At 71.8% G+C, this 25,845-nt stretch carries 22 protein-coding genes; 5 read left to right on the top strand and 17 right to left on the bottom strand.

Translation table 11 applies throughout. The annotated features are described in order from the left end of the window. Positions 1 to 220 precede the first annotated feature (220 nt). The 6 genes from NUM_RS03725 to NUM_RS03750 form a co-directional block, all read right to left on the bottom strand. Entirely contained in the window at positions 221 to 2,698 is a 2,478-nt protein-coding gene (locus NUM_RS03725) for a type IV secretion system DNA-binding domain-containing protein (RefSeq protein ID WP_207123113.1), read from the bottom strand. After that, positions 2,695 to 4,512, bottom strand: a complete 1,818-nt coding sequence (locus tag NUM_RS03730) for a VirB4 family type IV secretion system protein (protein ID WP_225918311.1) — start codon at positions 4,510 to 4,512, stop codon at positions 2,695 to 2,697. Before NUM_RS03730 ends, NUM_RS03725 begins: the two co-directional genes overlap by 4 nt. Before the next feature lie 74 nt (positions 4,513 to 4,586). Continuing rightward, complete coding sequence (locus tag NUM_RS03735) at positions 4,587 to 5,630, bottom strand: PrgI family protein (protein ID WP_225918312.1); 1,044 nt, start codon at positions 5,628 to 5,630, stop codon at positions 4,587 to 4,589. Between the two features lie 124 nt (positions 5,631 to 5,754). Further along, complete coding sequence (locus tag NUM_RS03740) at positions 5,755 to 6,807, bottom strand: type IV secretion system protein (RefSeq protein ID WP_207123116.1); 1,053 nt, start codon at positions 6,805 to 6,807, stop codon at positions 5,755 to 5,757. Between the two features lie 2 nt (positions 6,808 to 6,809). Further along, complete coding sequence (locus NUM_RS37085; RefSeq protein WP_225918306.1) at positions 6,810 to 7,298, bottom strand: pilin; 489 nt, start codon at positions 7,296 to 7,298, stop codon at positions 6,810 to 6,812. 395 nt (positions 7,299 to 7,693) lie between these two features. Next, entirely contained in the window at positions 7,694 to 8,470 is a 777-nt protein-coding gene (locus NUM_RS03750) for a hypothetical protein (RefSeq protein ID WP_207123117.1), read from the bottom strand. A 285-nt stretch (positions 8,471 to 8,755) separates the two neighbouring features. On the opposite strand from NUM_RS03750, the gene NUM_RS03755 reads away from it, so the two are divergent. From NUM_RS03755 to NUM_RS03765, 3 genes are all read left to right on the top strand, one after another. Then, positions 8,756 to 9,343, top strand: coding sequence for a hypothetical protein (locus NUM_RS03755; protein ID WP_207123118.1), 588 nt, complete (start codon positions 8,756 to 8,758; stop codon positions 9,341 to 9,343). A gap of 94 nt (positions 9,344 to 9,437) precedes the next feature. Continuing rightward, positions 9,438 to 10,247: a DNA-methyltransferase gene (locus NUM_RS03760; protein WP_207123119.1), complete on the top strand. Its 810-nt coding sequence runs from the start codon at positions 9,438 to 9,440 to the stop codon at positions 10,245 to 10,247. Beyond that, entirely contained in the window at positions 10,240 to 10,575 is a 336-nt protein-coding gene (locus NUM_RS03765) for a hypothetical protein (protein WP_207123120.1), read from the top strand. Before NUM_RS03760 ends, NUM_RS03765 begins: the two co-directional genes overlap by 8 nt. Before the next feature lie 461 nt (positions 10,576 to 11,036). On the opposite strand, the gene NUM_RS03770 is transcribed toward NUM_RS03765, so the two are convergent. Continuing rightward, entirely contained in the window at positions 11,037 to 11,816 is a 780-nt protein-coding gene (locus tag NUM_RS03770; protein WP_207123121.1) for a hypothetical protein, read from the bottom strand. Positions 11,817 to 11,951: 135 nt separating this feature from the next. Here NUM_RS03770 and NUM_RS03775 point away from each other — a divergent pair, with 135 nt between their 5' ends. Continuing rightward, positions 11,952 to 12,875: a hypothetical protein gene (locus NUM_RS03775; protein WP_207123122.1), complete on the top strand. Its 924-nt coding sequence runs from the start codon at positions 11,952 to 11,954 to the stop codon at positions 12,873 to 12,875. A gap of 64 nt (positions 12,876 to 12,939) precedes the next feature. On the opposite strand, the gene NUM_RS03780 is transcribed toward NUM_RS03775, so the two are convergent. Beyond that, positions 12,940 to 13,896, bottom strand: coding sequence for an NYN domain-containing protein (locus NUM_RS03780; RefSeq protein ID WP_207123123.1), 957 nt, complete (start codon positions 13,894 to 13,896; stop codon positions 12,940 to 12,942). Between the two features lie 92 nt (positions 13,897 to 13,988). Here NUM_RS03780 and NUM_RS03785 point away from each other — a divergent pair, with 92 nt between their 5' ends. After that, complete coding sequence (locus NUM_RS03785; protein WP_207123124.1) at positions 13,989 to 15,671, top strand: tyrosine-type recombinase/integrase; 1,683 nt, start codon at positions 13,989 to 13,991, stop codon at positions 15,669 to 15,671. A 962-nt stretch (positions 15,672 to 16,633) separates the two neighbouring features. Here the strand turns inward: NUM_RS03785 and NUM_RS03790 are convergent. The 9 genes from NUM_RS03790 to NUM_RS03830 all read right to left on the bottom strand — a co-directional run bounded on the left by NUM_RS03790 (position 16,634) and on the right by NUM_RS03830 (position 25,813). Further along, positions 16,634 to 19,867, bottom strand: coding sequence for a BTAD domain-containing putative transcriptional regulator (locus NUM_RS03790; protein ID WP_207123125.1), 3,234 nt, complete (start codon positions 19,865 to 19,867; stop codon positions 16,634 to 16,636). An 18-nt stretch (positions 19,868 to 19,885) separates the two neighbouring features. Beyond that, entirely contained in the window at positions 19,886 to 20,365 is a 480-nt protein-coding gene (locus NUM_RS03795) for a pilus assembly protein TadG-related protein (RefSeq protein WP_207123126.1), read from the bottom strand. Then, the gene (locus NUM_RS03800; protein ID WP_207123127.1) at positions 20,362 to 20,751 is read right to left on the bottom strand and encodes a TadE/TadG family type IV pilus assembly protein; all 390 of its coding nucleotides are present in this window, start codon (positions 20,749 to 20,751) and stop codon (positions 20,362 to 20,364) included. The genes NUM_RS03795 and NUM_RS03800 overlap by 4 nt, the downstream gene beginning before the upstream one ends. A gap of 95 nt (positions 20,752 to 20,846) precedes the next feature. Further along, entirely contained in the window at positions 20,847 to 21,251 is a 405-nt protein-coding gene (locus NUM_RS03805) for a TadE/TadG family type IV pilus assembly protein (protein ID WP_207123128.1), read from the bottom strand. Between the two features lie 75 nt (positions 21,252 to 21,326). Further along, positions 21,327 to 21,560: a hypothetical protein gene (locus tag NUM_RS03810; RefSeq protein WP_207123129.1), complete on the bottom strand. Its 234-nt coding sequence runs from the start codon at positions 21,558 to 21,560 to the stop codon at positions 21,327 to 21,329. Between the two features lie 124 nt (positions 21,561 to 21,684). Beyond that, entirely contained in the window at positions 21,685 to 22,575 is an 891-nt protein-coding gene (locus tag NUM_RS03815) for a type II secretion system F family protein (protein ID WP_207123130.1), read from the bottom strand. Beyond that, a complete protein-coding gene (locus tag NUM_RS03820) occupies positions 22,572 to 23,483 on the bottom strand; it encodes a type II secretion system F family protein (protein WP_207123131.1) in 912 nt (303 codons plus the stop codon). The genes NUM_RS03815 and NUM_RS03820 overlap by 4 nt, the downstream gene beginning before the upstream one ends. A 6-nt stretch (positions 23,484 to 23,489) precedes the next feature. Next, the gene (locus tag NUM_RS03825; protein WP_207123132.1) at positions 23,490 to 24,896 is read right to left on the bottom strand and encodes a CpaF family protein; all 1,407 of its coding nucleotides are present in this window, start codon (positions 24,894 to 24,896) and stop codon (positions 23,490 to 23,492) included. Beyond that, a complete protein-coding gene (locus tag NUM_RS03830; RefSeq protein ID WP_207123133.1) occupies positions 24,893 to 25,813 on the bottom strand; it encodes a hypothetical protein in 921 nt (306 codons plus the stop codon). Before NUM_RS03830 ends, NUM_RS03825 begins: the two co-directional genes overlap by 4 nt. Positions 25,814 to 25,845: the final 32 nt, after the last annotated feature.

A 25,845-nucleotide genomic window follows, 5' to 3' on the forward strand; every position in this document is an offset into this window, starting at 1 on the left:
GCAGACAGACCAGGGTGATGTGGAGGGTCCGGGGTCCCCCGTAGGGGGAGTCGGACTCGCCGAGACGCCCGCATCTGGCCTCTGACCTGCGCTGTTACCGGATTCGGGTGGGCAGGAGGGTCGGTAGGCCCGTCGGTGACCTGGTCTGTGCCGTGGTCGGGAGGGTACTCAGCCACCCCTCGAACGGGTGAATGCGGCGTTGCGCGGTCGGGTGCATCGTTCACTGCGCATCATCACCGATCTCAGGCTCGGTGGTGGTGAAGCCGGCCTGCTGGTGCAGCGCCGCGACCTGCTGCTGCTCGTCGGTGGCAGCGCGGGCCGCAGCACAGCGGCGCAGGTGGTCGGCGGCGCCCAGCACCCGCCGCGGGGGCGGGGTCGCGAGGGTGAACGCGGCGGTCTGCTGGTTGGCGACCATCAGCCGGGCGGCGGCGGTGTGGGCGTGCAGGTGCGACAGGTCGTGGTCGTCGAGCTCCGGCAGCGTGTGCCGGGACAGGATGCGGGCGTCTTCGGGGCCGCAGGCGAAGTACAGCTTGTTGCGGGCGTTGGTGGAGATCGCCGCGGCGGTCTCGGCCGGTAGCTGAGACAGGTCCTGGTGCGCGAGTACCAGGCTCAACCGGTAGCCTCGCGCCTCGGCCAGCATCGTGTCCACCGAGTGCGGCAGGGTCAGGAAGTTCTGGCACTCGTCGGCATACAGCGACGCGTCCCGGCGTTTCGCTTCGGGCATGGCGGTGCGGGTGGTGGCGGTCTGCCACACCTGCGCCAGCACGAACGAGCCGAGAAGCCGGCAGGTGTCCTCCCCCAGCGCCCCCTTGGGCAGGCGGGCGAGCAGGAGCCCGCCGTGGTCGAGGATCTGGGACATGTTCAGCGTGGAGCGGGGTTGGCCGAGGGTGCGGCGGGCGAAGTCGCGCAGCAGCACCGCGCGCAGGCGGGCCAGGACCGGGCCGATGATCTGGGCGCGCAGCCCCGGGTTCATCTCCTCGTACCATTCCCAGAACCCGCCCAGCCCGTCCGGGTCGGTCAGGTCGGCGGTCATCCGTGCCCGGAACTGCTTGTTCTGCAGCAGCGGCGGCACCAATGTCAGGGTGGCGTTGGCATGCCGCAGCAAGGTCAGACACGCCACGCGGAGCACGTCGTCGATGCGGGGGCCCCAGTGGCGTTGGAAGATGCGGGCGAAGATGCCGCAGATGTTGTCGGCGACCAGGTCGTGGTCGTTGCCGTCGAGCGGGTTGAGCACCGGGGTGTGGTCTTGGTCGGGGTCGAGCAGCCACACCTTGTCGGCTGCGGAGGCGGGCAGCCGGTCGAGGATGTCGGTGACCAGGTCCCCCTTGGGATCCAGGACGACGGCGCCGCGGCCGGCGGCGAGGTCGTCGCAGATCATGTTGCACAGCAGGGTGGATTTCCCGGAGCCGGTGGCGCCCAGTACGTGCAGGTGTTGCCGGGCGTCGGCCACGGGCAACGCGACGGAGTGTCCGCCGGCGGCTGCGGTGCCCAGCTTCTTGGTGTTGCGCCCGCCCGCCGGTACGGCGACCGGGGCGGGGATGGTCTTGGCGCGGGCCCGATCCAGGCCCGGCACGGCGACATCCAACGGCAGGGCCGCGAGGCCGGCGAGCTCCTGTACCGACACCAACGCCCCGGAGGCCAGGCGGCGGGCGGCCAGCACCGGGGCCGGGCGGGCGAGGCGGCGGCGTCGCAGGTGGTTGCGGCCGGTGTAGACCGCGAAGCTTGCCGCGAGGGTGTGGGCGATGGTGGTCAACCGTGCCCGCACCACCCCCGGCATCCGGCGCTCGGTGCTGGTGCGTGCAGGGGCCACGGCGGCGGCGTAGCGGATCGCGACCTGCCAGTGCGGCAGCGCCGTCTTGTCCAACGCGGCCCGCGCATCCCGCTCCCGCAATGGATCCGCCATGGTGGTGGGGCTTCGGTGGTGGTGTCGGTGGGTGCCGCCGGGTGTCGCCAGATCCAGGCCGAGGCGCAGCAGGCTTGCCGGCGCCGAGGCGTGCGGACGGCCCGTGCGCAGCCCGGCTGCGGCGGTGCGCAGGCGCCGGTGCTGGCGCGGTGTGGCCGGACGCGCCAGGATCTGCACACACGCCGCCTCGTTGGCCTTCAGGCCGGCGCCGGCGGCGAGCAGCGGGCGCAGCGAGTCGGTCGAGTGGGCGACCTCGAGGGGGTAGGTGCCGGGCAGCGCCGGGATCAGCGCCCCGCCTCGCGCCCAAACCCCGCCCGGAAGAGGCGGCGCATCGGTGGCGGGCTGACAGCCGGCGCCGGGCCAGGCCGCCTGCACCGCAGCGATCACGGCGCGCATCGGGACCTGGACGGGGATCCACAACCCGATGGTCAGGGCACGGCCGGACCAGGTGTACTCCAGCGCCACGTGCGGGACCCCGAACAGCCACCGGCGGGTGCGGGGCGCAGCGAGCACCCCGGCGAGGGTGGCCCACAGCTGGCTGACGCCGTCGGGGTCGACCTGCGGCGGCGGCTGGATCAGCAGCCGGCGGCCGTGTCGGGTGAAGCGGCGTTGCCGCAGCCCGCGGCACACCGGTCCTGCCGAGCAGACCACGACAAGCAGTGTCGCGGCGATCGCCCACACGGCCGGCCGGCCAACGAGGGCGGCGAGCTGCGGCCAGTCCGGCAGCGTCGGCAGGTGGATGGTGGCAGCGTGTGCTGGGAGGTGCTGGGCAGTGGTGGTTGTGGTGGTAGTCATGGCATGTCGTCCTCATCCAGCCCGGCGCTATCCAGGCCGGGGAAGGTCTGCTCGTCGGCGGGAAGGGCTCCGAGATCGCCGTCGTCCAGCGCGCTATCCCCGGGGTTAGCGGCAGGCGCGCCGGCAGCGAGAGGGTCGGTGCGGCACAGCCGGTCCTCTGCCGGGGACGCGACGGCCTGGAAGGCCACCCGGTCGGTCCCGGCGACCAGGAGTCCCTCTCCCCTGCGGCAGGCCAGCAGCAGCTGCTTCTCGCCGTCGGTGAGGTCGAAGGTGTCGGCGACCTGGTCGATGGCCTGCGGCGCCTGGCGCAGCAGGATCTGGGTGGCCGCGTTGGACACCACCGCGCGGCCCAGTTCGGTGGACAGCACGTCCCCGACGTCCTGGGTGACCACGCTGAGCCCGCCGCCGCGTTTGCGGATCGCCTTGGACAGCCGGTACAGGAACCTCGCGCCGTGCTCGTTTTGCAGCAGGTTCCATGCCTCGTCGACGGTGACCAGCATCGGGGGCCGGCCCGTCTCGGTGACATCCACACCGCGCCAGATCGCGTCCAGTACCAGCAGCGTGGCGATCGGGCGCAGCTCGTCGGGCAGCGCCCGCAGCGACCACACGACCAGGTGCCCGTCCGGTCGGTGGCTGGACGGCCCGTCGAACAGCTCCGAGAACGATCCGGTCGTGAACGGCGCCAGCCGGGCAGCGAGGGTGTGCGCCGCCTCGTCGCTATCGGCCGTCAGTTGGGTGGCAACGTCGGCCAGCAGCGGGGCGGGGCGGCGCCAAGTGCGCGGGTCGTGGGTGATGCCGGCCGCGGCGTAGGCGGCGGCCACGGCCCGGTCCAGTGCGGCGCGTTCGGCCGGCGGTGGGGTCTCGCCGACCAGGACGGCGACCACGGTGTGGCAGAACAGGCAGCGGCGGGTCAGGGCATCTCGCCGCCGTTCGGTCGGCGGGATCTCCAGGGGGTTGATCCGCACGCCGGGCTCGCCGAGCCCGATCAGGGTGCCGCCGACCTGGCCGGCGAGGTCCCGGTACTCGTCTTCGGGATCGATGATCACCGCGGTGGCGCCCTGCGTGAGCCAGCGCAGGGTTTCCAGTTTGATCAGGTAGGACTTGCCGGCGCCGGATCGGGCCAGCACGATCGCGTTGTGGTTGTCCTGGGCGAACCGGTCCCACCACACCACCCCGGGCGAGTCGAGGGTGACGCCGTAGAGGACGCCGCCGCCGGCGGGCTCGCCCGGTAGCGGGCCGGGCAGCTCCGGGCTCGACAGCGGGAACGATGCGGCCAGGGCGTCGGTGTCGATCACGCGGGTCATGCCCAGGGCGTCGTCGCCCAGCGGCAGGGTGGTGCACCAGCCCTGCAGCTGCCGCCAGGTGGCCGGGGCGGTGTCCAGCAGCAGCGACGAGGCCAATGCCTTGACTTGGGCGGCGGCGTCTTGCAGCTCGGGCAGGGTCGCGGCGTGCACGGTCAGGTACAGGCCGAGGCGAAACAGGCGGGTGCCGCCGCGCGCGACGCGTTCGGCCAGATCGGCGGCGTCGTCGGCGGCGGCCTCGGCGACCGGGTTGGGCAGCTTGCCGCGGGAGGCGGCGATAGAGCGCGCCGATTCCAGCCGGGCGCGGCGCCGCCGCAGCTGCTGCGCTGCGAGAGCGGGGGCGACCGGGTCGATGTGTAGGGCGACGTCGAGGCGGCCGGGCCAGGTCAGCAGCGGTTCCAGCCAGTGCGGGCCGACCTCGGCCGGGTAGCCGGTGACCACCAGCGTGGTGGCGTAGCCGTCGCCGACCGCGAGGTGTCGGCCGGTGACCTCCACTCCGGCCGGTGCCGGCATCAGCCCGGCGGCCTCGGCGGTGGTGGTGGGCGTGCTGGTGCGGCGGCTCCACAGCCGCGACAGGATGCTGGTGGTCATTGCGAACCTCCTCGATCGGTGCCGTCACCCCGTCGCTGGTTGGCACCGGGGTCCCGGTCTGCGCTCCGGGGCGGCGGGGTGTCGCCGGCTCTGGCCGGTGTGGTGTCGGCGCTGCGGTAGCGCACGGGGGTGTGGGCAGGGGCGCGGTGGTCGTCGGCGGGCGGGTTGAACGGGTCGACTGCGGCGGCGAGCACCGCACCGACGGTGTCGGCGTTCAAGGGCTTGGCCGCCAACCCCAGCCCGGACAGGGCGCGCGTGGTGCGGGTCGCGGCACGCTGGGCGTCGCGGGCTGGGCCCGGGGTGCGGCAGACGATCACGCTGGTGCGCCGCAGCGGATGCCGGGTCTCGGCGAGCTCGGCCAGCCAGGCGGCGTGGTCGCGGGCGGTGGCCTCCAGCGCCGGGTCCGGCAACTGCCCTGCCCGCTGGGCCAGGGCGCGGGCCCGGTCGTGCAGGTCGACCGGCCGGGCCGACAGCACGATCTGGGTGGGTTCGGACAGCGAGTTGAGCCACCGGCCGAACGCGCCGACCAACGCCAGCTGCTCGTCGTCGGTGCGTAGCGACGCATTCAGCGTCGAGGCGGCGACCAGGGCGGCGTGCCCGCCGTCGCCGGTGGCCACGATCCCGTCCGCGCCGATCCCCGCCGCCGGCAGCCGAAGCAGTGCCGGCGCCGGATGCGCCGCCGTGGTCGCAGGTGCCCAGCCGGGAAGCGGGCCGGGCGCGCTACCGGGCGGGGCCAGCCGCCGCGGGGCGCGCACGCCGCGGATCGCGGCGAACAGCCACCGGTCGAGGCTGAGCCCGTCGCGGCGGCCCATCGCGATCGCCACCGTCGCCCCGGCTGCCGGGATCGCGGCGGCGATCAGGACCGGGACCGGAACGATGGTGTGCAGCGCCTGCCACACCAGCCAGCCGATGACCCCGGCGACGCCGAGAATGGCCAGCTGCCGGAAGGTGAGCCCGTAGGCGATCGTGTCGGGGGTATCCAGATCGGCCGGTACCGGCGCCCCGACGGAATGCTCGCCTGAACTGTTGGGCGGGGCCATGGTGATCACTCACTTTCCTGGGCAGAGAACGGGCGGCAGAAGTCGCTCGCGGCGTGGGGCGCGTGCCGATCCCTCGATTCCGCGAGGCGATGCACGCCGGTCGATCGAGTCGACGAGGTGGTGTTCATGGCCGCTTTCCTGTCGGGATGTGCGGGGCGCGCGTGGCCGGGCGGCGGGTCGTGGTTGTCGTGGCCTGCGGTGCCCGCGACACGGTCCGGGCGCCGCTGGCGGCGGCGGTGGCGGTCCCGGCGCGGCGCAGCATCGTGAATCCACGACCGACGGTGTTGACCACCACCACCCGCATCGCCGTGCCAGCCAGCGACCCGCCCGATCCGGTGGTGCCCAACACGGCGCGGGAGACCAGGGTGGGGATACGTACCGCGCCCCACAGCACGACCAGCACCATCAACACGTTCATCACCTGCGACGCATTCGCAGTGGGGGTGTTGATCTGCAGGTGCTCGTTGGCTTTCGGGTCGGTCAGGATCTGCAGCGCCATGGTGATCAGCAGCGATTGCAGCACCTGCACGATCAGACAACCTGCCACGATGCGCCCCCACAGCCGGGCCACCGATTCGGTCTGCGGCAGCGCCAAACAGGCCAGCGCCAACGGGGCCAGCCCGGCGGCCAGCACCAGCACACCCAGTCGCACCAAATAGGTCAGCAGGGCCGCGATGCAGAACACGGCCAGGGAGATCGCCAGCAACAGCCCCAGGACCGCGCCGGTGGTGTTCAGCGAATCGCGGGCCGTTTGTGCCAGTTGTTCGGCGGCTTTACCGCCGGTGATCTTGTCTCCGGTCAGCTGCGCGACCAGCGCGTTGGTGATCTCGATGACCCCGGAGAGCAGTTTCTGCGACATCACCGACGCCACCAGACCAACCACTAGCCGTGGCGCCAGGCTGGCCGCGGAATGCCGAACCTGCAGGCTGTCGCGACACATCGCGATGATCCCGGCCGTCACGAATGCCAGGACGTAGGCGGAGGCCACGATCCAGGTCGTTTTGCCGACCATGTGCTGCACGGCCGGCATCACGGTCACGTCCGGGCTGGAAAACGAGGTCGCTTTCAACAAGGCGAACAGCGTGTCCAGCAGCGGCTTGATCAGATGCCCGGCCAGCCACTGCATGACCACCGTCATCATCGCGTTGACCATCGGGCCGTTCACGTTCGACGGCATGCTCAGCCTCCGATGATCGACTGGAGAACTGTCAGAAGCACCGGCGCCAATACCGCCAGCGCGTAGCCGATCAGGGCGGATTTCAGCGACGATTTCGCCCGCTCGACCTCGGACGGGTCGCCGCCGGCAGCCAGATACCGCACCCCACCCACGACCAGAAACAGGGTGGCGACCCCGGCCAGCAGGCCCATGATCCACAGGCGCAGTTTGCTGATGATCGTCGGCAGCGAGTTCGGTTTCTTCGCTTTGTCGGCCAGCCATTCACCGGCCAGTGAATGGCTCGACAAGTCCAGCTGCGCCAGCGGCCACCCCGGCATGTGCAGATCCGGCACATGCCGCGGTGGGGCCAGCGGTGCGACGCCCGACCCGCTCGGTGACGGGAGGGCCAAGACCGTGTGGCCGGTCGCGGTGTGGGCGGCGAGACCGCCGTACAGGTCGGTGAACGTGGACAGCAGTTGCGAGACTTCGGTGAGTGCGGCGGTGGCAAGCATCGGGGTGCCTCCATCCCCCTGGCCCGCCACGCGGGCGCCGGGAGGCGATCACGGCCCCGGCGGCCCGCCGATCGGAAGCAGGGGCGTGGTCGGCGTCGACCACGGCCCCGCGCCTGCGCCCGGCTTCGGATGCCGGCGGATCGTTGTCCGGGGATCGCGCCGCGGCCCGAGATGGTGCGCCGGGTGCGGCCTGCGATATCCCCCAACGCCCCGACAGACGGGGCTGAGATCTCAGCCGGGCATCGCACAAGTCCGCACACCTACTAACAGCCCAGCTCACGACGTTATCCACAGGCGTTATCCACAGAGGTTGTTCGCAGGGGTTGTCCGCAGGTTTGTGCGAAAGTGCCGGCCCCTGCGCTTCTCGGATCGAGCCTGGCCGCGCTAGGGCAGGGTCAGCCGATACCGGCCGGATCGATCTCTGGCGGCCGGACGATCCCGGTCACCGCTCCCTCGCGGATGAGCTGGATCAGGCGGGCCTCGGCCCGCCAGCGACGGTTGACCGCGGTGCTGACCGGCACGCCGTGGCGGGCGGCCCATCCGGCGACCGGCTGCGCCTCCAGGCGGGTGGCGCCAATCAGGTCCGCCTCATCGAGCGAGAGCGCCCCGTCGGCCACGGCCCGGCCCAGCAGCAGGTCCGGATGCCCGTACGGACGCTGTGGCGCCTGTGACTGTGGGTAGTCGGAGTGCGGGGTGGCGGACGCGGCGTCGGCGTGGCGCAGGGCGCGGCCCGCCGCGGTAGCGCGGCGTACCAGCCGGGCGCACAGCCGCCGATCGGTCGGGTCCGCGGCGCGCAACGCGACCAGAAACGCGGTCAGAATCTCGGCGTCAAGATCGCCGGTGTCGCGGTGCCAGCCGGCGGCCAGCCGGCCGGCAGCGGCCCGAAGCCCCGGCAGCGCCAGCCCGACCGCAGCCACCGTCCATTCCGGCCCGCTCGACTGGGCGCGGGCGATCACCTGGGACCAGACCGCGTCGCGGGACTCGCGCGGGGTGTCGGCCGACAGCAGCAGTTGGCGCAACTGGCTCACGGGAACCGGGCCGGGTGGCAGGCCGGGTAGCCCGGTGCACTCCACCGAGACCGGATGCGGTCCAGTCGACAGCCAGTCGAACGCGGTCTGCGCGGCGTCGAGGGCGTTAGTGGGCCAGTCGCCAGTGGAATGGGTGCGTGTCATAGCAAACCCCCGGAAGGCTCGGGGCCCCACCGTGCGTCGTGTGGTGGTGGGGCCGGTCGCCTCAGCAGGCGCCCGGGTCCGCACAGCAACCGCACAACAGACCGGTTATGCGGCAGTGCGCATCGCACAGCAACGCACAACGGCCCGGCCTGTCGGCCTCACGGGCCGACTGCCCACGCCCGTTATCGGCAAATTTCGAACTCGGCGCCGGGTTTGCTGGCGCTGTTTTCGCACGGCTACGCACAGGCTGAGATCTCGGCGCTGCCGCCCCGCTCATTGGGGGACATGAGCACTCCACGACACCGCCACACGGCCCAGGCCACCTGGCGCACCAGCCTGAACCCCGACCACCCCAGCCCCTCCCGGGGCCTCAGCTACCCCCTGGCCCTCAGGCTGATCGCGATCTACAGCCGGCGCCGCGACACCATCCACGACGCCACCGCCGACGCGACCCTCGCCGCCGCAGCCGCCACCCTCTCCCGCGGCTACCGCACCCGCCCCGACCCCGACGGCGCCCCTGCCGCCCTGGTCATCACCGCCCACGACCCGACCAGCTCCCCGGCTGGGCCGGGCCTTGCCGAGCTCGCCGCCCAGGTCGGCGACGGCGGCTGCCTGGTGGCCGTCGTACCCGCCCACCGCGGCGCAGACCGCGGCCCCATCCTCGCCGAGCTCACCGCCGCCGGGCTGCTGCCCATCCACCACATCCAGGCCATCACCGACCCCGCCGGCGCCACCGGCGACCGGTTCACCTACCACACCCCCGACCCCCAGACGAGCCACGAGCCGGGCGCCCCGACCGAGCCGACAGCGGTCACCAGCTGCTGGCTGGTCGTCGCCACCGCCCCGCACCTGGAAGGCGGAAACGATGCCTGACACCACTCCCCACCAGTGGGGGCGGCGGCCCTCTCCCCCCGCCGCCCCCACACCCCCCACCCTCCTCGACGATCACGCAGCGTGGCTGAGGCTGATGGTCGGGGACGCCGCCGCGGCCCTGGCCACGGTGCCGAACGGTTCAGTGGATCTGGTGTTCACCAGCCCGCCATTCTGGGGGCTGCGCGACTACCACGCGACTGGCCAGTACGGGCACGAGCCGGATCTCGACGACTACCTCACCCACCTGCGTGCCGTGTTCGCGCAGCTGGCCCGGGTGCTGGCCGCCGACGGGACGGTGTGGCTGCACCTGGGCGACAGCTACGGCGGCTCCTGGGGCAACTACCACGCCGGGCAACCCTCCCCCGCCAGCAGGCAGGTCCGCATGCCGCACTACGGAACGCACCGGCCACCTGCCAGCCGCTACCGGCCCAAGTGCCTACTCGGAGTGCCGTGGCGGGTGTGCCTCGGCCTGATCGACGACGGGTGGATCCTGCGCAACCACATCATCTGGCACCGCCCCAACTCCACCCCCACCAGCGCCACCGACCGACTCCACAACCGCCACGACGCCCTGTTCCTTCTCAGCCGCTCCCCCCGCTACCGCTTCGACCGCGCCGCGCTACGCGCCGAAGCCGGGCCCGCCGGCGCCGGCGACGTGTGGACCCTGCCCTCCCGCCCCCGCACCCGCGCTCATCCCACCGGCGGCTACGCCGACCTCGCCCGCCGCGCCGTCCTCGCCGGCACCAGCCCGGGTCAGCTGGTCTGCGACCCGTTCAGCGGCTCCGGCACCACCGGCTACGCCGCCCTCACCACCGGCCGCCGCTACCTCGGCATCGACCTCGAACCCGCCTACCACCAACAACTACTCGACACCCTCAACCCGAATGGAGAGCAGCATGGATAGCCACGACTTCCACACACCGATCAGCATCCGACAACTACTCGACGCGCCCACCGTCGTCGACCTGGCCACCGCCGCCCGCGCGTTGGGAATCGGCCGCACCCTCGCCTACCGCCTCGTACGTGACAACCAGTTCCCGGTACCGGTCCTGCGAACGGGCCATCATTATCGGGTGCCCAGCGCGACACTTCTCGCCACGCTCGGTCTCAGCCGCGAGCCCGCGGAAAAGAAGGCGGCAGAGGCGCAAGGGCCAGCTCTGTCCGAGCCCATCGCCGACAACCGTGGCAGGTGGCTGCGGCGATTCTCCTCGTTGCGACGTGAAGTCGGCTAGCGGCTCCCACGGATGCTTAGCTGCGCCGACGACCGATGAACGTGACAAGGGTGGCTCCCAAAGGGTTGGCGCATCACGAGCGGAGACGCTCGCAATGAGCGACGATTTCACGAAGAACATCCGTGCCGCGTCCTTCGCGCCCGGCTGCGGTGGGCCTGCAGGAACGGGTTCGCATTGCGCCTCGGAGCGTGTTCTGGAACTATAGTTGACTTTTCTCTCGGAACGGGTGCAAACCCAACGCCATGCGCTGGCGCACTGGCGGGCGAGTAATGTGTCGAAGAAAACAATGGACATGCTCATTGATTCAGCGTCGCGCCGCCGCTCTATCGGTCGCTAACGGCGTTAGCGGTCGCTGAAGATTGTGCGGCACCGCAGCCAGATGACGACATATCCCAGGGAAGGGTGAATCACTTCGCGCCGGGAAATCCGGTCCGGCGCGAAGTGAAATCGTCGAAGGCGACCTAGGCGTCGCGGGTCATGTGTTCGTCGAAGGTTGCCAGCTTCTCCTCAATGCCGGCCAGACCATCCTTGGCGCACTCCGAGTAGAATTGGCGCCCCGGGGCGGTCACCTTGGGAGCGGTACTGAGCACGCCGCGCTCCTGATACAAGCTACTGCTGCTTCCGTCGGGCCACCGCTTCACCCAGCGCACATACTGCTTGGTCGCGACCTTCCCGGCTTCCCGTGCCTCGGGGACATGCGCTCGGTAACCCCGTGCTTCCAGAAGTTCAGCGACCCTCGCGGGCAGAGTCGGATCGTCGAAATAGGGCTCCAGTCGAGTCAGCATGCCGGCGATGGCAGCCGGGTCGACCGGGTCAGGGTCGGTTCTTGTCAGGGCGAGCTCGGGATATGGTGTCTGTCCAATAGTCTGCGCGACCGCGTCGACGTCGCTTTCGTTGAATCCAGTTCGCACGTTGGTCTGTGACATTCCGGTCGCCTCCGCCAGCTCCTTGTAGGTGTAGGGGCGATGAAAGAACCGACGGCCGTAGGCCATCAGTTGTCGTGTACTCCGGTCAACCTCGCGCCGGACTGCAGCAAGGTCCTGCAATGCGGCGAGGATGGGGTCGGCATTCTGTTTTCCAGCGACCAGCTGTAGGTGGCCGAGCACGCGCTCCCGTTCGGACAGGACCGAGATCTTCGCGTCGTCCTGGTCACTGTGTGCGTCGTCGGAGGCGGGCGTCGCGCGGGATCGGCGCCGTGGGTCCAGGATCGCGGCCGTCGCCGCGTATGCGTCCATGCTCACCCTGACGACTATAGCAGCTTACCTCGATGTGATGATGTCTTTCGGCTCCTACCTCGGATGCGACGGGGGTGTCGCCGTGACGCAGAGGCCCCCCGCACAAGCTCGCAACACCTCGACGTTGCCCCTGGGGAACGCATGTTCGAAACTGTCGGAATGGTGGACGGGGCTGAGCTGCGGAAACTCATCGATGATGGCCAGCTTCGGCGCGGGACCATGGGAGGTCTGCCGGTGCCGGAGCCTCTTCGCGCGCTGCTTCCCGGCGGGCTGTCGCGACAGCGGGTGACTGCGATCGGCCACGGCATCGGCGCCACCTCCCTGGCGATGGCTCTGACGGCCGCTGGCACCGAGCATGGCGGGTGGGTAGGCGTGGTCGGGGTGCCGCGCTGGGGGGTGCTTGTTGCCCACGAGCTCGGGGTCGCGTGTGAGCGGACCGCATTGGTGCCTGACCCCGGCGAGAGGTGGGCGGCGGTCTTGTCCGCACTGGCCGAAGGGATGAGGATGGTCGTCGCCCAGCCCGTCACGCCGTTGACGCAGAAGATGCGTATCCGGCTGCAGACCCGGGCTCGCCAGACCGACTGTGTGCTGCTGATTCTGGGGAACTGGCCAGAGGCCGCCGTCCAACACTCGACCTCCGAGCCGCGCTGGCACGGAATCTGGGCTGACGGCCACGGCCGGCTGGCCCGCCGTGAGCTGACCGTGGCTGCTGTACCCCGATCCGCTCGGGCCGCCTCGACCACCGTCTGGCTACCCGACCGCCGCGGTCGGATCGCTGAACCTGCCCCGACCCGCCTGGTCGAATGCTGGCAGTCAGGCTCCCGGGGGCGCGACCGGATTCGGCTCGGACTCGAAGACGCCGGCGACGATGGACGGGTCGCTACCCAGGACGGACCGGACGGTATCTTCCGCCGCTGCTACCACAACGATGAAGCCAGAGCAGTGGCACAGTTGCAGCAGGTCATCGACCAGCACAACCATCTGACGTGGCGCGATGTCACCGAGACCAGCCAGCCGCTGCCGTCACGGCAGACGCCGAGTGTCCCGGCGGCGTCGGCGTTGTAACGCCGCACCCATCGGCCAGGGGCGCCGGCGTTCGGGTCCGGCCGGGTGTCGGGGCGGCGCGTGTTCAGCGGCTGGGCGGGTTCTCGCCGCCGAGGTGGCCGAACTCGCGAATGAGGCGAGCCCAGAACCCGTCGCGCACGAGACGGCGGCGTGGTTCGTTGGACTCGCCGCGCAGGGGACGTTGCAGGTGTTGCTCGACCTTGGTGATCAGTTCGTGGTTGATTACCGGTGGCAAGATCGGGCCGGGCAGCAGTTCGCTGAGGTTGTCGCGGCCTCGTTCGACCAGCCACACCTGAGCGACCCACTCTCCGACCTCGGTCAGCTCGTGGCGTTCCGTCTCGCTGATGTCCGAAGCTGCCGGCACCGGGCCCGGCAACGAGGGCCGCACGGAGCGATCGACCGCCAGCTGGGCAGAAACCGGCTCTGGCGGCCGGCGCAGGTGAGTCAGATCAGCCGGGGTGGGCATCTGTTCGGTCGGTGTGCTCGGCGGCGTCGCGCTCGCGGGGATCGGTTGACCCGTGCGCATCCCCGAGTGACGTAGCGGGCGTCGCGTGTACACGTCAGCGAAGGCGTGGGCATCAAACGTGGTATGGCTGTCGGCCTCCCACACCAGGCGCATCGACTGGTTGACGCCGTAGACCGGATCGATGCCCCACAGATGCACCTGCACACCCATCGACTGGGCGTCGTCGACGGCGGTGAGCATGTCGGCGTCACCGGTGAGCACGATCGCGTGATCGATCGACTGGCGGTCGGCGAGCTTGGCTAGATCACCGCTCAGCAGCGAGTCGACGCCCTTCTGCCCCTGCGGGGTCAGCCATCCCAGCCGCACCTTGACACCCGCCAGCGCGGCGATCTCGCGCTGTTCGACGGTATGCACCTGATCGGGCGCGGCGTCGTACCAGTAGATGCGCAGCAGCTGCGCCTCGAGGACCGTCTGCTCGACGCGTTGTCGCAGCAGCTGCAGCAGGGGCTCGGCCACCACCCGGAACCCGCTGCGGCGAAACTCCTCAGCTCGCACGCCGTACAGCCCAGCCGCGAGAGCCGGGTACAGGTAACCAGCGTCAACGAACCGCGCAACGGCGCAGCAGCGGTAATGGGCGGCTCACGCCGGTGAGCGTACCCGGCGTCGACCGCAACCACCGGCCACCGCGTGTAGCCGACCGCGGCATGTACAGCGCGCCGCTTCAGGTGCTGGCGCGATCGTCGACTCGACGCCGACGAACGCGGCGACGCCCGCCGGGTGCGGATCCCGGCACTCGGGCGCCAGGCGTCCACTTCTCGGGCCCGAGCTGGCCCAAGCGGCCCTGTCGGCGCGAGCATTCGCGCAGCTCAACTGATCGGAGATCTCGCATGGCTGCTCAAGGATCGATCTATGTGCGCTGTTGGTGCACCGACAGCACCGGAACATCGTTGGGTGCCGCCTGCCCGAAGCGCGGGCAGGTCGGGCACGGCACGACCAACTACCGCATCGAGCTGCCGCGTGACGCCGATGGCAACCGCCGGCCCCGACGTCGGGCGGTCGACAGTGTCGCGACCGCCGAAGCCGAACTGGCCGCGATCCGTGGACTGCTGGACCTGGCAGAGCCGGACGATCGGCGGGCCGCGACCACGGTCGGGGACCTGATCGCCCGGTCGATCACCAATGGGTGGCCGCTGCCCAGCGCCGAGGAGGTGCGGCGCCGGTTAAACACCCCGCTGGGGTCGGCCCGGATCCCGACCGTGGCCGAGTTCGCCGACGCGTGGTTTCCCACGAAAAGGGACTGGGCGGCCAACACCCGCAAGAGCTACGAGTCCCAGCTTCGCCTCTACATCAAGCCGTACCTGGGTGACATCCGGCTGGATCGTCTGCACAGCGGGCAGATCCTGGACATGGTCGACGAGATCCTCGAATTCAACGAACAGCTCGACGCGCTGCGTCGAAGTGGTGATTCGGCCGACCGGCAGCTCGCCCTCTACCGCAAGAAGATCGGGCCCACCGCCATCGCCCGCATCTGCGGCCTGGTCCGCAACATCTGCAACGAGGCGATGCGTGACCCCTACTACTACCTACAGACCAACCCGACCGCGGGGCTGGAGCGGCGGCTGCCGAAGGTCGTCAAACCCGAACAGTTGCTGTGGACCGAGGAACGCGTCGAGCACTGGCGCGAAACCCGCCGCGTGCCCGACAACGCGATCATGGTCTGGACCCCGGAGCTGACCGGTCAGTTCCTCGACTACGCGACCAGCGACCGGCTGTATGCGCTGTGGTATCTGATGGCGTTCGTCGGGTTGCGGCGTGGGGAGGCGTGCGGGCTGTCGCCGGCCGATCTGAGCCGGCGGGCCGGGACGCTGACCATCCGCCGGCAGCTGACTCTGGATGGCTGGACGCCGGTGATGGCCCCGACCAAGACCGCAGGCTCGTCGGCGACCATCCCGATCCCCGACGAGGTCGTCGAGCAGCTCTCGGCGCATCTGATGCAGCGCGGGTTCGAGCGGGAGTCGGCCGGATCAGGCTGGCACGACAACGATCTGCTGTTCACCGACCCGACCGGGCTGCCCCTGCATCCGGTCAGGCTGTCGCGTCAGTTCGCCCGCATGATCGCCCAGGCCGGGCTGCCACCGATCCGTCTGCACGGCCTTCGCCACGGTGCGGCGACCCTCGCCCTGGCCTCCGGGGTCGACATCACGGTGGTGCAGAAGATGCTGCGGCACACCGACCTGGACACCACCTCCCAGATCTACACCATGGTGCTGCCGCAACTGGGCCGCGACGCGGTCACCCGCGCTATCGATCTGGTCCCCCGCAACCACTGATCAATCCAGTCATCGTGCAAGGAAAGGTATGCGGCCCATGACCACCACGGCATCCCACGACACGACCGACGTTCATCACGGCCCCGGCCGGGGCGCTTCGAACAGGCGTCCCGGCATGGCCTCGGGCGAGCGGCGCGTGCGCATCGAGCCGCCGGCTGACATTCAGGATCGGCTGCTGTGGCAGCTGGCCACCGATGTCCTCGCCGCACACGCGCCGGGCGCGGCGGGCCGTTGCACCAACCTGCAGTGCACCGGCTACAGGGCATACCCCTGCCCTCCGGCCGCCCACGCCATGCGTGCCCAGTCCTTGGCGCACCAGCACGTCGCGTCAGCAGATCCACCCCGCCCCGGCCCCACCGCCGCGCGGGCCGCTGCCGAGCCACGGCCACGCCCGGCCGCGCCGCCCTCGGCGCCAGTATGCCCGGCCGCACCCGTCTTGCCGCGCCGCGCAACGGGTGCCGCACGGTCGTGGATCGGATGGTTCGGCGACGCGCCGACAATCTCGCCGGATCGGCCGGCGCCGAGCACGGCCCGGCCGAGCCGATCGTGGCCGGTGCCGCCCGCCACCATCCGACCCGTGCTCCACCACACCGCGACGTGGCCAGCTTCGCACCGCCAGCACGGCCAGAGTCGAGGATCGTCTCAACCGGTCGCGGTGGCCCGGCCGCTGCGACCGGCACCACGTCGGCGGCTGCCAGCGTCGGCTGCCGGCCGCCCACAACGCAGCGCGCTCCGGGCGCCCGCGCTGCCCCTCGCCGTGTAGACCACCTCAGACGGCCGGCGCGGTCGCCTGCGACGACCATTGATCATGAATGTTGCGCAGGCTGGTGTTGAAGCCCGCCAACAACGTGCCACTTCCTGCGAACGACGTCAGGCAGGGTGGGCAGGTGTGCGCGGGGCCGGCGAGCTCGGCATACGCAGTCCGGCCCCGCACCCGCTTGATCCTAGGCTGCGGCCACGGGTCAGGCTGGGGTGGGGCGGGTCCGGCCGCCGAGGGTGGACAGCAGCTGCGAGGCCATCTGCGTGGTCTCCTTCTCCGGGGTGGCGCCGATTTCGGCCAGCCGGACGGTCAGGGTGCGCAGGGCAGTGCGGATGCCGTCGGGGTTGCCCATCCGGTGGTGCACCCGCATCAGCCGCTGGTACAAGTCCTCGGTGAACGGCGACCAGCCGATCGCGCGGCGCAGCAGCCCCAGCGACCGGTGCGGGTCGGTGTCCAGATACAGCTCGGCGAGGTCGGTGACCGCGCCCAGCGCCTCGTTGGCCACACCGGTGCGCCCGGTGGCCACCCACAGCTGGTCGATGCCGGTGGCGAACTCGCCCTGGTAGAAGCCGATCGCGGTCTGCAGCGCGGCGATGCGCCGCGGCCGGTCAGGTGCGGCGGCAGCCTGGTTGATCGCCGCGCGCATCTGCCACAGGTCGATCTCGACCCGGTCGGCATCGATGACATACCGGTCGTGGGACTTGCGGATGTAGCCGGCGCGCGGGGCGTGCTGGTCGCCGCAGGCCGCGGCCAGCACGCTGCGCAGGTTCGCCACGTCGGTGTGGATGCGGTTCGCGCCGTCCTTGTACCGCACCGGGCCCTCGATCGTCGCGTCGATCAGCTTTTCGGTGCTGGCACCCGGCCGGTCGGTCAGCGCCAGGTAGGTCAGGATCTGCGCCGCGCGGGCCCGCAACCCACTCATCGGTTCTCCGTCCGGGCCGTGGATGGTGGGTATTCCCAGCACACTGACCCGCGCCTTCGGCAACTCTGATTGCCGGTCGGGGTGGTCAGAGGAATCGGTGCCGTCGGTCTGGGGCGCCATGACCGGCACGGTGTCCTGTTGTGTGCGCGCCGACGAGACGGCGCTCGACGCCGCGTCCTGCTGCCCGATGCCGCCCTGTTCTTCCGGCCGCGGCGCCCCGCTCGCCGGTGAGGCGTCCGGCTGCTGCGGCCGGGATGCCGGCGGCGCGCTCCTGCCGGCGGCGAGGTTCCCGGTCTGCTCGGCCCGGGGCCGGTTCAGGTCGTGCTGGTGCATCCCCTGCGGGAGCGTGGGGTCAGCGTCGGTGTTGTGCCGGCGGCCGGCCGCGGCGTCTGTTCGCCCGTTGGCCCTGTCACCGGCAGCCGATGTCGGGCTCGCCGCTTCTGCATCCGCTTGCGCCGTGGCTCCCTGCGTGGCTTCCGCCGGCGTCGCGGTAGAAGGCGGGTCGGCGGGTGGCTGTGGGGTGGTGGTGAGGGTGGCCAGCAGGTCACGCAGATCGGCCGAGGTGAGCATCTCCACCACCCGGCGCACCGCTTGTGGGTGCTCGCCCTGGTCGCGGGCGCGGCCGTGACCATCGACGGTGATCGGCGGCCATCCCGTGGCGTCGGGCGCGGTGGCGATCACCACGGCGTGGACGCCGTCTTGCGCGAGCTGGCCGGTCAACCGGCGGCGCTGCGCGGTGTCAGGATCGACCAGGAACACCACGGCGCGCTCGGCCGCCTCAGGCCGAGCGGTCAGATCCGGTTGCGCCTGCGTGGTGCGGCCCCGCCGAATCAGCTCGGCGTCGACCAGGGTCAGCGCCTGGCGGTGGGTGGCGGTGATGCTCAACCCGACCACGGGCGGCAGTGACCCTGCGTCCGCGGGGTCGAGGTCGGCCAGTCCGGCGAGATCCTCGGCGCTGAGCATCAGATGCCCGGACGGGATGCCGCCGGTCAGATGCGCGGCCACCAGCGCCCGCGCGGCGCCCAATGCCCCGTCACCGGCCAACACCGTCAGGGGCCGGTCGAGCAGCGCCACCTCCGGCCCGACCTGGCGGTCATCGACACCCACGGCGCCGGATATCTCCGCCACCCCATCCGGCGCGGGGTCGCAGGACGCATCGGTGTCGCTGAATTCGTCGGGGTCCCACTGGTCAGGGTCGGCGTCATCGTCGTCGCCTGCCAGCAGCGGGGCAGCGACCACCGCGCGAGCTGTGCCTGGATTTGGACCTGTGTGAGCATCCGCTGTGCCCGGCACCTCATCCGGGCCCGGTTCGGGGAGGCGGCCGGCGGGCACCACCGCGCTCAACGCCCGGACCAGGGGCGTGTCGGCCACCGTCAAGGACTGCTGCTGGTGGGGCCGGTAGCGGCGCCGCCAGCGCAGCGCTGCGGCTGCGGTGATCCCGGCCAGCATCACGCTGGCCAACCCGATCCCGATCATGCTGCCGCCCGGCAACGTCACACCCGCCGAACCTCGGCCCGCCGAGTGCCGGCCCGCCGTCGCCGGCCCCAGCGTTGAGGCCGATGGAGGCGGCGCCGGTGTGCGTCCCGCCGACCCGGACGTCGGGTGCGTGGGTAGATGCGTCGCATCCGGCGAGCCACGGTTCGCAGCCGGCGGTGTCGGCGGCACGGGGGTGGCGCGGTGGTGGCTGCCCGGCCGTGCCGGCGAGGCGGGTGCCGGCGACCGCTGGTGTTCCGGCCGGGCTGGTGTGGACCGGGTCGGGATCTGCAGCCGCCATCCCGGCATCAGCCGATCGGGACGCTCCAGCCGTCGTCCGTCGGGCTGCAGGTGGCCGTGGTTGGCGCGATAGATCGCCCGCCACTGCTGCGGATCATGCAGGTAGCGGCGCGCGAGATCCCACAGCGTGTCCCCGGCCGCCACCGTGTGCACGCGGTGGGTGTGGGCGGCGATGGTGAGGGTGACGGGTTGGTCGGGGTCGATGCTGTGCGGCTGGTGCTGCGCGGCGACCGCGGCCGGTGGGGCCGGCGGGGCGGCATGGGCGGCGGTCAGGCGGGAGGTGATCGCGACGGTGACGGCGATCAGCCCGGCCACGACCATGCGCGCCGCGACCCGGGTCGGTGAGCGGCCAGGTATGCGAGGGCGCAGCCGCCGGTATCGGACCGCGTCGACGCCGGCGAGAAGCAGGGTGTAGGCGGTGTCGAGCAGCAGGATGGACCAGCAGATCCAGCCGACCGTCACGCCGGTGCCGATGACCAGGCGGGGGTCTTCCCACGGGGCGCCGTTGTACCAGCCCTGGATGCCGTCGCGGGTCAGGTCGAGATGGTGCGGGATCGGCAGCGGCGGCCAGGGCGCGAGCTGGAGCATCACGATCGGCAGCCCGACCAGCAGCACCACCGTGACGGCGAGGTTGGCGAGATCGCCGGCCAACTGCCGGGCACGGCTGGGACCGGGGTCGTCCTGGTAGGCCCACGGGTACTTCTCACGAGCCAGCTCGTAGGGGTTGCGGGGCCGCGCCATGGTTCACCTCCGAACGTTTCAGCTGTTGGTGCCGGTGTCTGGTTGGGCCGACGCGGCGGCGTGGGCATGGAAGCTGTCGATGCCGATCACGCCCAGCAGCCGGGTCCGGCCGGACGCGGTCACCTCGACGTGGACCTGGCTGGTGGTGGCCTGGGCGGTGCCGGCCAGGCCGGCGGAGTGCACGTACCGCTCGGCGGTGGCGGTGGCGGCGCCTGGGTCCAGGCGCGGCGTGAGCGTGTGCCCGGCCCGCAGGGCGGTCAGGTCGAGTTGTTGGGCGCCGGCGCGGGCGGCGGACTCGGCAACATCCAGCGCCTGGGTGTGCAGATCCAGCGCGGCCCCGCCGTCGACCACCAGCCCTGCCAGTACCAGCAGAGCTGGGAGCAGGATCAGGTAGGCGACGGTGATCTGCCCATCGTCACTGCCAAGCCGCCCTACCCGCCGCCGTGCCGGGATATGGTTCGGGAGGCAGCCGAGGTGGTCTGTGTGCTGGGCGTTCATGGGTTGACTCCCCGGTACTGGTCGAGGGGGCTTCGGCCCGACCTCGCGATGGCGATGTCGCCGGGGATGCCTGGCAGACCAAGCGATCCCAGCGCCACGTGGCAGGTCACGCGGACGGTGACCACGCCGCCCGGGGTGAAGGCGCTGGTGTCGACCGACACCGTCGCGGTGCGGCAGCTGGTCCCGCCACGATGCAGGGATCGCAGTGCAGTGCGGGTGGCGTCCGCGCGGGCGGCGGCCGGGTCGCGGTCGATCGAGGCGGCGCGGGCCGCGTCGTGGGCGGCGGCGGCGACCATGGTGGCGGCGTGGGTGCCGCGGCCGGCGGCGACGATGCCCAGCACGCTGATCAGTACCAGCGGCAGGATCAGGATCGCCTCGACGGTCACCGACCCCGCATCGCTGTGGAGCGGGGGGAAGCGGCGCATCGGCCGGTGAGGTGTGTATCGGCGTGGATTGCACGGCCGGCGGGCGAGCTGGACGGTCATGGGGTGCCTGCCGGGCTGATTGTGCCGGAGGGGCGGGTGTCGCGTTCGACCGGCCCGGTCTGGGTGGCCGATACGTGCAGCCGGATCGGCAGGATCCGCGGCGCGCTGCCCGTGACGGTGACGGTCACGGTGTTCGCCGAGCGCGTCACCTGCAGGGAGGGCTGCCTGAGCACGCCGGTGGTGTCGAGTTGTCGGCGCCCGGCGGCAGTGCCGTCAGCGGTGGTGGCGCCACGCAGCCGCGCCTGGTCCACAGCGGTGGTGGCCGTGGCGGTCGCGGCGTGCTGCGCCACCAGCCATAACGCCAGCTGCGCTGCGAGCCAGATGACCGCGAACAACACCGGCATCCACAGCGCGGCCTCCACTGTGGATGAACCGCGGTCGTCGCGCAGTCGGCGCACCACGAGCTGCGCCGATCGTGTCTGTCCGAGCATCGTGTGCCTCCCCGTGGTTTGCGTGAGTGGCGGCCCGCTGTGGTGTCACAGCCCGGACATCGCGCTTTGGGCGACCTCCAGCAGCTTGGGTCCTAGAAACCGCCAGACGGTGAAGGCTGCGGCGGCGGCTAACGCGATCCCGATGACCACCTCGGTGGTCTCCGCGCCGGCGTCCGGCGTGTGCCGCAGCAGCCGCCAGTGAACGCGCACCCGGGCGGGCAGCGCCCGCGACAGCGCGGTCAGCGCCGCGTGCCACAGCGCCCGGGCGCGGGCGGCCAACGGCACACCCGCACACGGGCCGTGCGGCCGGCTGCGGGTGGTCTGGGCTGGTGATGTGATGTGGCGTGTCATCGTTCCCCCCGGTGTTCGTACTGGATGGCGCGGCAGCGTGTGCGCGTGGTGGTCAGGGCGTGAGCATCAGCCCCGACATCGCCGGATAGGTCAGCAGCACCAGGAACCCCGCCGCGAGCAGAAACATGGGCATCGACAGCTTTTCGGTGGCGCGGTTGGCGGCGGCTTCGGCCTCGGCCAGCAGCCTGGTACGCAGGCTCGCCGCGCGGGCCGACAGCGAGGCCCGGACGCGGGCGCCTTCGACGCCGGCCAGTTGTGCGGTGGCGGCCAGGTCGGTCAGCTCGTCGATGCCGGTGTCGGCGCCCATGCGGGCGAGGGCATCCCAGGCGCTGGTACGGGTCAGGTGCGCGGTGCGTAGCGCGGCGGCCAGCCGCTGCCCGGGCCAGCCGGTGCAGGTCTCGGCGGCGTCGGTGAGGCCTTGGTCGATGCCGGCGCCGCCGTCGACGGCCAACACCACCAGATCCAGGTAGGAGGACAGCACGGCGCGCATCTGGCCGCGGCGTGCCGCCGCCGCGCGGTGGGCCTGCCGGTCGACCAGCCAGAAACCCCACGCGGCGCCGATAGCGGCCATCACGACAAGCAGCACGGGGCTTCTCGCCCCGACCAGCAGGGCCAGCAACGGGGCCAGGGCCGCACCCGCGGCGGTGAGGGTGGCCTGCTCGGCCAGATGATCACCAGCCGGCCGCTCCAGCAGCGCCAGGCTCCGGCGGGTGCGCGTCCGGGGCAGCCCGAGTCGGGCCAGCAGCGGCGCGCCGGCACGGCCGAGCCGCACCACCAGCCGACCTTCGCCGCCCGTGGGTGCAGCCGTCGGCGCCGGCGCGGGGCGCTGCGTGAGCGCGGCGAGATCAGCCGCGAGGTCACGGCGCGCGGGCAGCAGGGTGAACAGGGCAAGTGCGGCGCCGCCGCCCATCAGCGCCCCGGCCGCCAACCCGAGCGAGCTCATGCGCCGGCCTCCGCCCCGGTCGCCGCGTCGTGGCCCGCAAGGTTCAATGTTCGCGGCGGCGTCGGCGGGGTGGCGAGCCTACGGACCCACGCCAGGCCAGCGGCGAACAGCCCGCCCACGGCCAGCAGCACCAGCTGCCCGACCGGCGACTGGTACGGGGCCAGGAACGAACGGTCGGCGGCGACCAACAGCACGACCGCGGCCACCACGGTGCCGGTGATGATCCGCAAGGTGGTGCGCGACGCGGCGCGGGCAGTGGCGATGCGTTGGGCGGCGGCGGCGTGCGCGCGGGCGGTGTCGGCCAGCCGGCCCAGCAGCGGCCCCAGCTGCCGCGCCTGATGCTGCGCGGCGCCGATCAGCGCGGCGGCGATCAGATCACCGAGTGGGTCGTCGATCTCGCCGGCGAACGCCCGGAGCGCGTCGGGTAGCCGTTGCCCGCCCCGGATACGGCCGGCAAGCCGCTGGACCGGGTCGCGGATCGCGGCCGGTGCGGTGCCTGCGGTCGCCAGCAGCGCCTGCTGCAACCCGGCCGCAGCCGACAGCACATCGCGCAGCCCGTCGGTCCAGCCGGCGAGCGCCTCGGCGGTGCGCTGCCGGGACTGGCCTCCCCGGTCGGGGCCGAGCATGCCCGGAAGCCAAGACCCGCCGGCCGCGGCCAGGACTGCGGCGACCGGCCAGCCGGTCGCCGCCACCGCGACCATCCCAGCGGCCCCCGCACCCAGCAACCGCCACCGGCGGGCACGAAGCCACACCACGATCCCCCCGCCGCGCCGTGAAGCCCGCGCTGCGAGAGACCGGTCGCCGGCATCTCGCCGGGTGTGTGCCGGTGGCAGTACCGCGAGCACGACGCCCGCCGCGATCAGCGCCCCGGCTGCGGCACCGGCCACCATCCGAACCTCGCCGTCCATGGCCGGTCACCATCCCTCGCAGGAGCGCAGGATCCGCTCATCCAGCCCGGCGGTGATCAACGTGTCGGCCAGACGGTCGGATACCGCCCCCGGCGCCAGCCGGGCGCGCCGGTCACGGTCTGGTCGGAAGATCTCGTTGGAGGCAACGGTCGCGCCGTCGTGGCCGGCGATCTCGCGGATCGAGGACACGACCCGGGTGTTCGTGCCCGGCATGTAGTCCAGATGCACGACCAGGTGTACCGCGTCGGCGATCAATGACGCCGCCGCGTCGGGCTGCAGTTGCTGCGCCGACATGCGGGCGTAGGTCGCGAGGCGGCCGAGGGCCATCTGGCTGGTCGAGGCGTGCACGGTGCCCATCGACCCGTCGCAGCCCTGGCTCATCGCCAAAAGCATCGGCACGACCTCGCCGCCGCGTACCTCGCCCACGATCACCCGGTCCGGCGACATGCGCAGCGCGCTGCGCACCAGATCGGCGCTGTCGATCTCCCCGACGCCCTCGATGTTGGCCTCACGCACCTGCAACGCGACCGCGTCGGCCTGCTGGCGCTCCAGTCCCAGCTCGTAGGCGTCCTCCACGGTGATGATCCGTTCGGCCGGGTCGATCTGGGCCGCCAGCGCCCGCAACAACGTCGTCTTGCCCAGCGCGGTCCCGCCCGAGATCAGAATGTTGAGCCTGGCGCGCACTGCCGCGGCCAACACGGCGGACACGGTCGCGTCCACGGTTCCGGTGCGGCGCAGCTCGTCCAGGGTGGCCTGCGCCAGCCGGAACCGGCGCAGCGCCACATACACCCGCCGCCCGACATAGGCGACCGCGTGCAGCCGGGACCCATCCGGCAGCTGCCCCGACACGATCGGATGCGCCCGATCGAACCGGCGTTCCTGCTCACCCTCCAACCCCGCGATCGACCGACGCACCCAATCGGCCAACTCGCTGTCGCTGGCCGCCACCGGCGGCACCTGCTGGTGGCGGCCGTCGGCGTAGCGCACCCACACCTGGTCGGCGCCGTTGCACCGGACATCCTCCACATCCGGGTCGGCCAGCAGCCGCTCGAACGGGCCCAGCCCGGAAAGCCCCGCCCGCAACGTCGCCGCAAGACCCGACCGGGCCTGTCCGTCCAGCGGCCGGCCCCCGGCCTGCAGCCGGGTAGTGGATTGCTCGTCGAGGAGCTGCTCGATCAGCTGCTCGATCGCCTGCCGGCGCGCTGCCCCGGTCAGCGGGTGCCCGGCGGTTTCGGCGCGTTGCGCCTGATCGGTGAGGCGCTCGGTCAGCCGGGCGCGCAGTGCGCTGATCTGCTCGACTCCGACATCGCGCTCCGCCAAGCCCGTGCCCGGCGAGACATCGGCCTGCTGATCGTGGCGGCGGCGGTCGGGGGCGGGTTGCTCGGTGGTGCTGGTGTCGTCGGTGGTGGTCATGACCAATCCCCCATGTTCATTGCTGGTGTCGAGTCGTACATAGCCAGATACGCCGGGGCCGCCGGGGGCGGCGGATCGTCAGATCTGGCTGGCTCTGCTGCTCCGCTCTCTCGGTGTCGCAGCGGTACAGGCTCGTGCTGCTGGGCGGCGATCGGCGATGCGGGAAGCAGCCGCGCGCATCGCGCAGCGATCGGCCGCACGGCGCGCCCGATGCGGCTGCGTGCGCCGATCCCCGATTGCCACAGCGCCTGCGCGGACCGCGGGTCGTCAGGAACGTGCCCCAGCATCGGAACCGGGCACGCCTGCTGGATCTCGCTGTCGCGATAATCGCCGTCGCCGACCGTGACCAGCCGCACGCTGTGGCAACGACGCGTCAGCTGACCGGCCAGGCGTAATCCCGCGGCCAGTCCGTCCAGCCTCGGCGCGACGCAGACCACCACCGCGTCAACCTGCGAGGCCAGCGGCCACGCCGATGATTCCGGTTCCAGATGGCCCACATCCACAAGCAGCACGGCCTCGGCCCCGACCTGCAGCAGCCGTGGCTGGCCAGTCAAGGCCCGGATCGCGGCACGCGTCGACGACACCGCCTCGACTGCTGCCTCCGCCTTGATCGCCGTCGTCGCCGGCGATCTCAGCTGATCCGGGGGCGCGCACACGACGCCGATGCCAAGGCCCGGAAGCGGAAGGCGGCACTCGGCCAGCAGAACGCTGGCGGGCCGACCGGACTCGGCCGCCGCCACCCACTGCATCACCCCGCGCGAGGGCTGCAGCCGCGCCCGGGCCGCAAGCGACCCACCGGACACGTCGGCCTCGACCACCGTCACCGGCCGCGGATCCGGCCAACAGGCCCCGATCGCCACCGCCGTCGTGGTCACACAACCACCCGCCTTGGCACGGCAGATCATCACCACACTCACCACGCATCCCCCGTCCGCGCGCTCCAGAAGTA

The sequence above is a fragment of the Actinocatenispora comari genome, assembly GCF_017312725.1.
Classification (GTDB): domain Bacteria; phylum Actinomycetota; class Actinomycetes; order Mycobacteriales; family Micromonosporaceae; genus Actinocatenispora; species Actinocatenispora comari.

What these genes read in the sequence shown, in the direction of transcription:
- NUM_RS03725 (WP_207123113.1), bottom strand. Translation starts at nt 2,698, where the DNA reads ATGACTACCACCACAACCACCACTGCCCAGCACCTCCCAGCACACGCT.
- NUM_RS03730 (WP_225918311.1), bottom strand. Translation starts at nt 4,512, where the DNA reads ATGCCGGCACCGGCCGGAGTGGAGGTCACCGGCCGACACCTCGCGGTC.
- NUM_RS03735 (WP_225918312.1), bottom strand. Translation starts at nt 5,630, where the DNA reads ATGGCCCCGCCCAACAGTTCAGGCGAGCATTCCGTCGGGGCGCCGGTA.
- NUM_RS03740 (WP_207123116.1), bottom strand. Translation starts at nt 6,807, where the DNA reads ATGCCGTCGAACGTGAACGGCCCGATGGTCAACGCGATGATGACGGTG.
- NUM_RS37085 (WP_225918306.1), bottom strand. Translation starts at nt 7,298, where the DNA reads ATGCTTGCCACCGCCGCACTCACCGAAGTCTCGCAACTGCTGTCCACG.
- NUM_RS03750 (WP_207123117.1), bottom strand. Translation starts at nt 8,470, where the DNA reads ATGACACGCACCCATTCCACTGGCGACTGGCCCACTAACGCCCTCGAC.
- NUM_RS03755 (WP_207123118.1), top strand. Translation starts at nt 8,756, where the DNA reads ATGAGCACTCCACGACACCGCCACACGGCCCAGGCCACCTGGCGCACC.
- NUM_RS03760 (WP_207123119.1), top strand. Translation starts at nt 9,438, where the DNA reads ATGGTCGGGGACGCCGCCGCGGCCCTGGCCACGGTGCCGAACGGTTCA.
- NUM_RS03765 (WP_207123120.1), top strand. Translation starts at nt 10,240, where the DNA reads ATGGATAGCCACGACTTCCACACACCGATCAGCATCCGACAACTACTC.
- NUM_RS03775 (WP_207123122.1), top strand. Translation starts at nt 11,952, where the DNA reads ATGTTCGAAACTGTCGGAATGGTGGACGGGGCTGAGCTGCGGAAACTC.
- NUM_RS03790 (WP_207123125.1), bottom strand. Translation starts at nt 19,867, where the DNA reads ATGGCGCGGCCCCGCAACCCCTACGAGCTGGCTCGTGAGAAGTACCCG.
- NUM_RS03795 (WP_207123126.1), bottom strand. Translation starts at nt 20,365, where the DNA reads ATGAACGCCCAGCACACAGACCACCTCGGCTGCCTCCCGAACCATATC.
- NUM_RS03815 (WP_207123130.1), bottom strand. Translation starts at nt 22,575, where the DNA reads ATGAGCTCGCTCGGGTTGGCGGCCGGGGCGCTGATGGGCGGCGGCGCC.
- NUM_RS03820 (WP_207123131.1), bottom strand. Translation starts at nt 23,483, where the DNA reads ATGGACGGCGAGGTTCGGATGGTGGCCGGTGCCGCAGCCGGGGCGCTG.
- NUM_RS03825 (WP_207123132.1), bottom strand. Translation starts at nt 24,896, where the DNA reads ATGACCACCACCGACGACACCAGCACCACCGAGCAACCCGCCCCCGAC.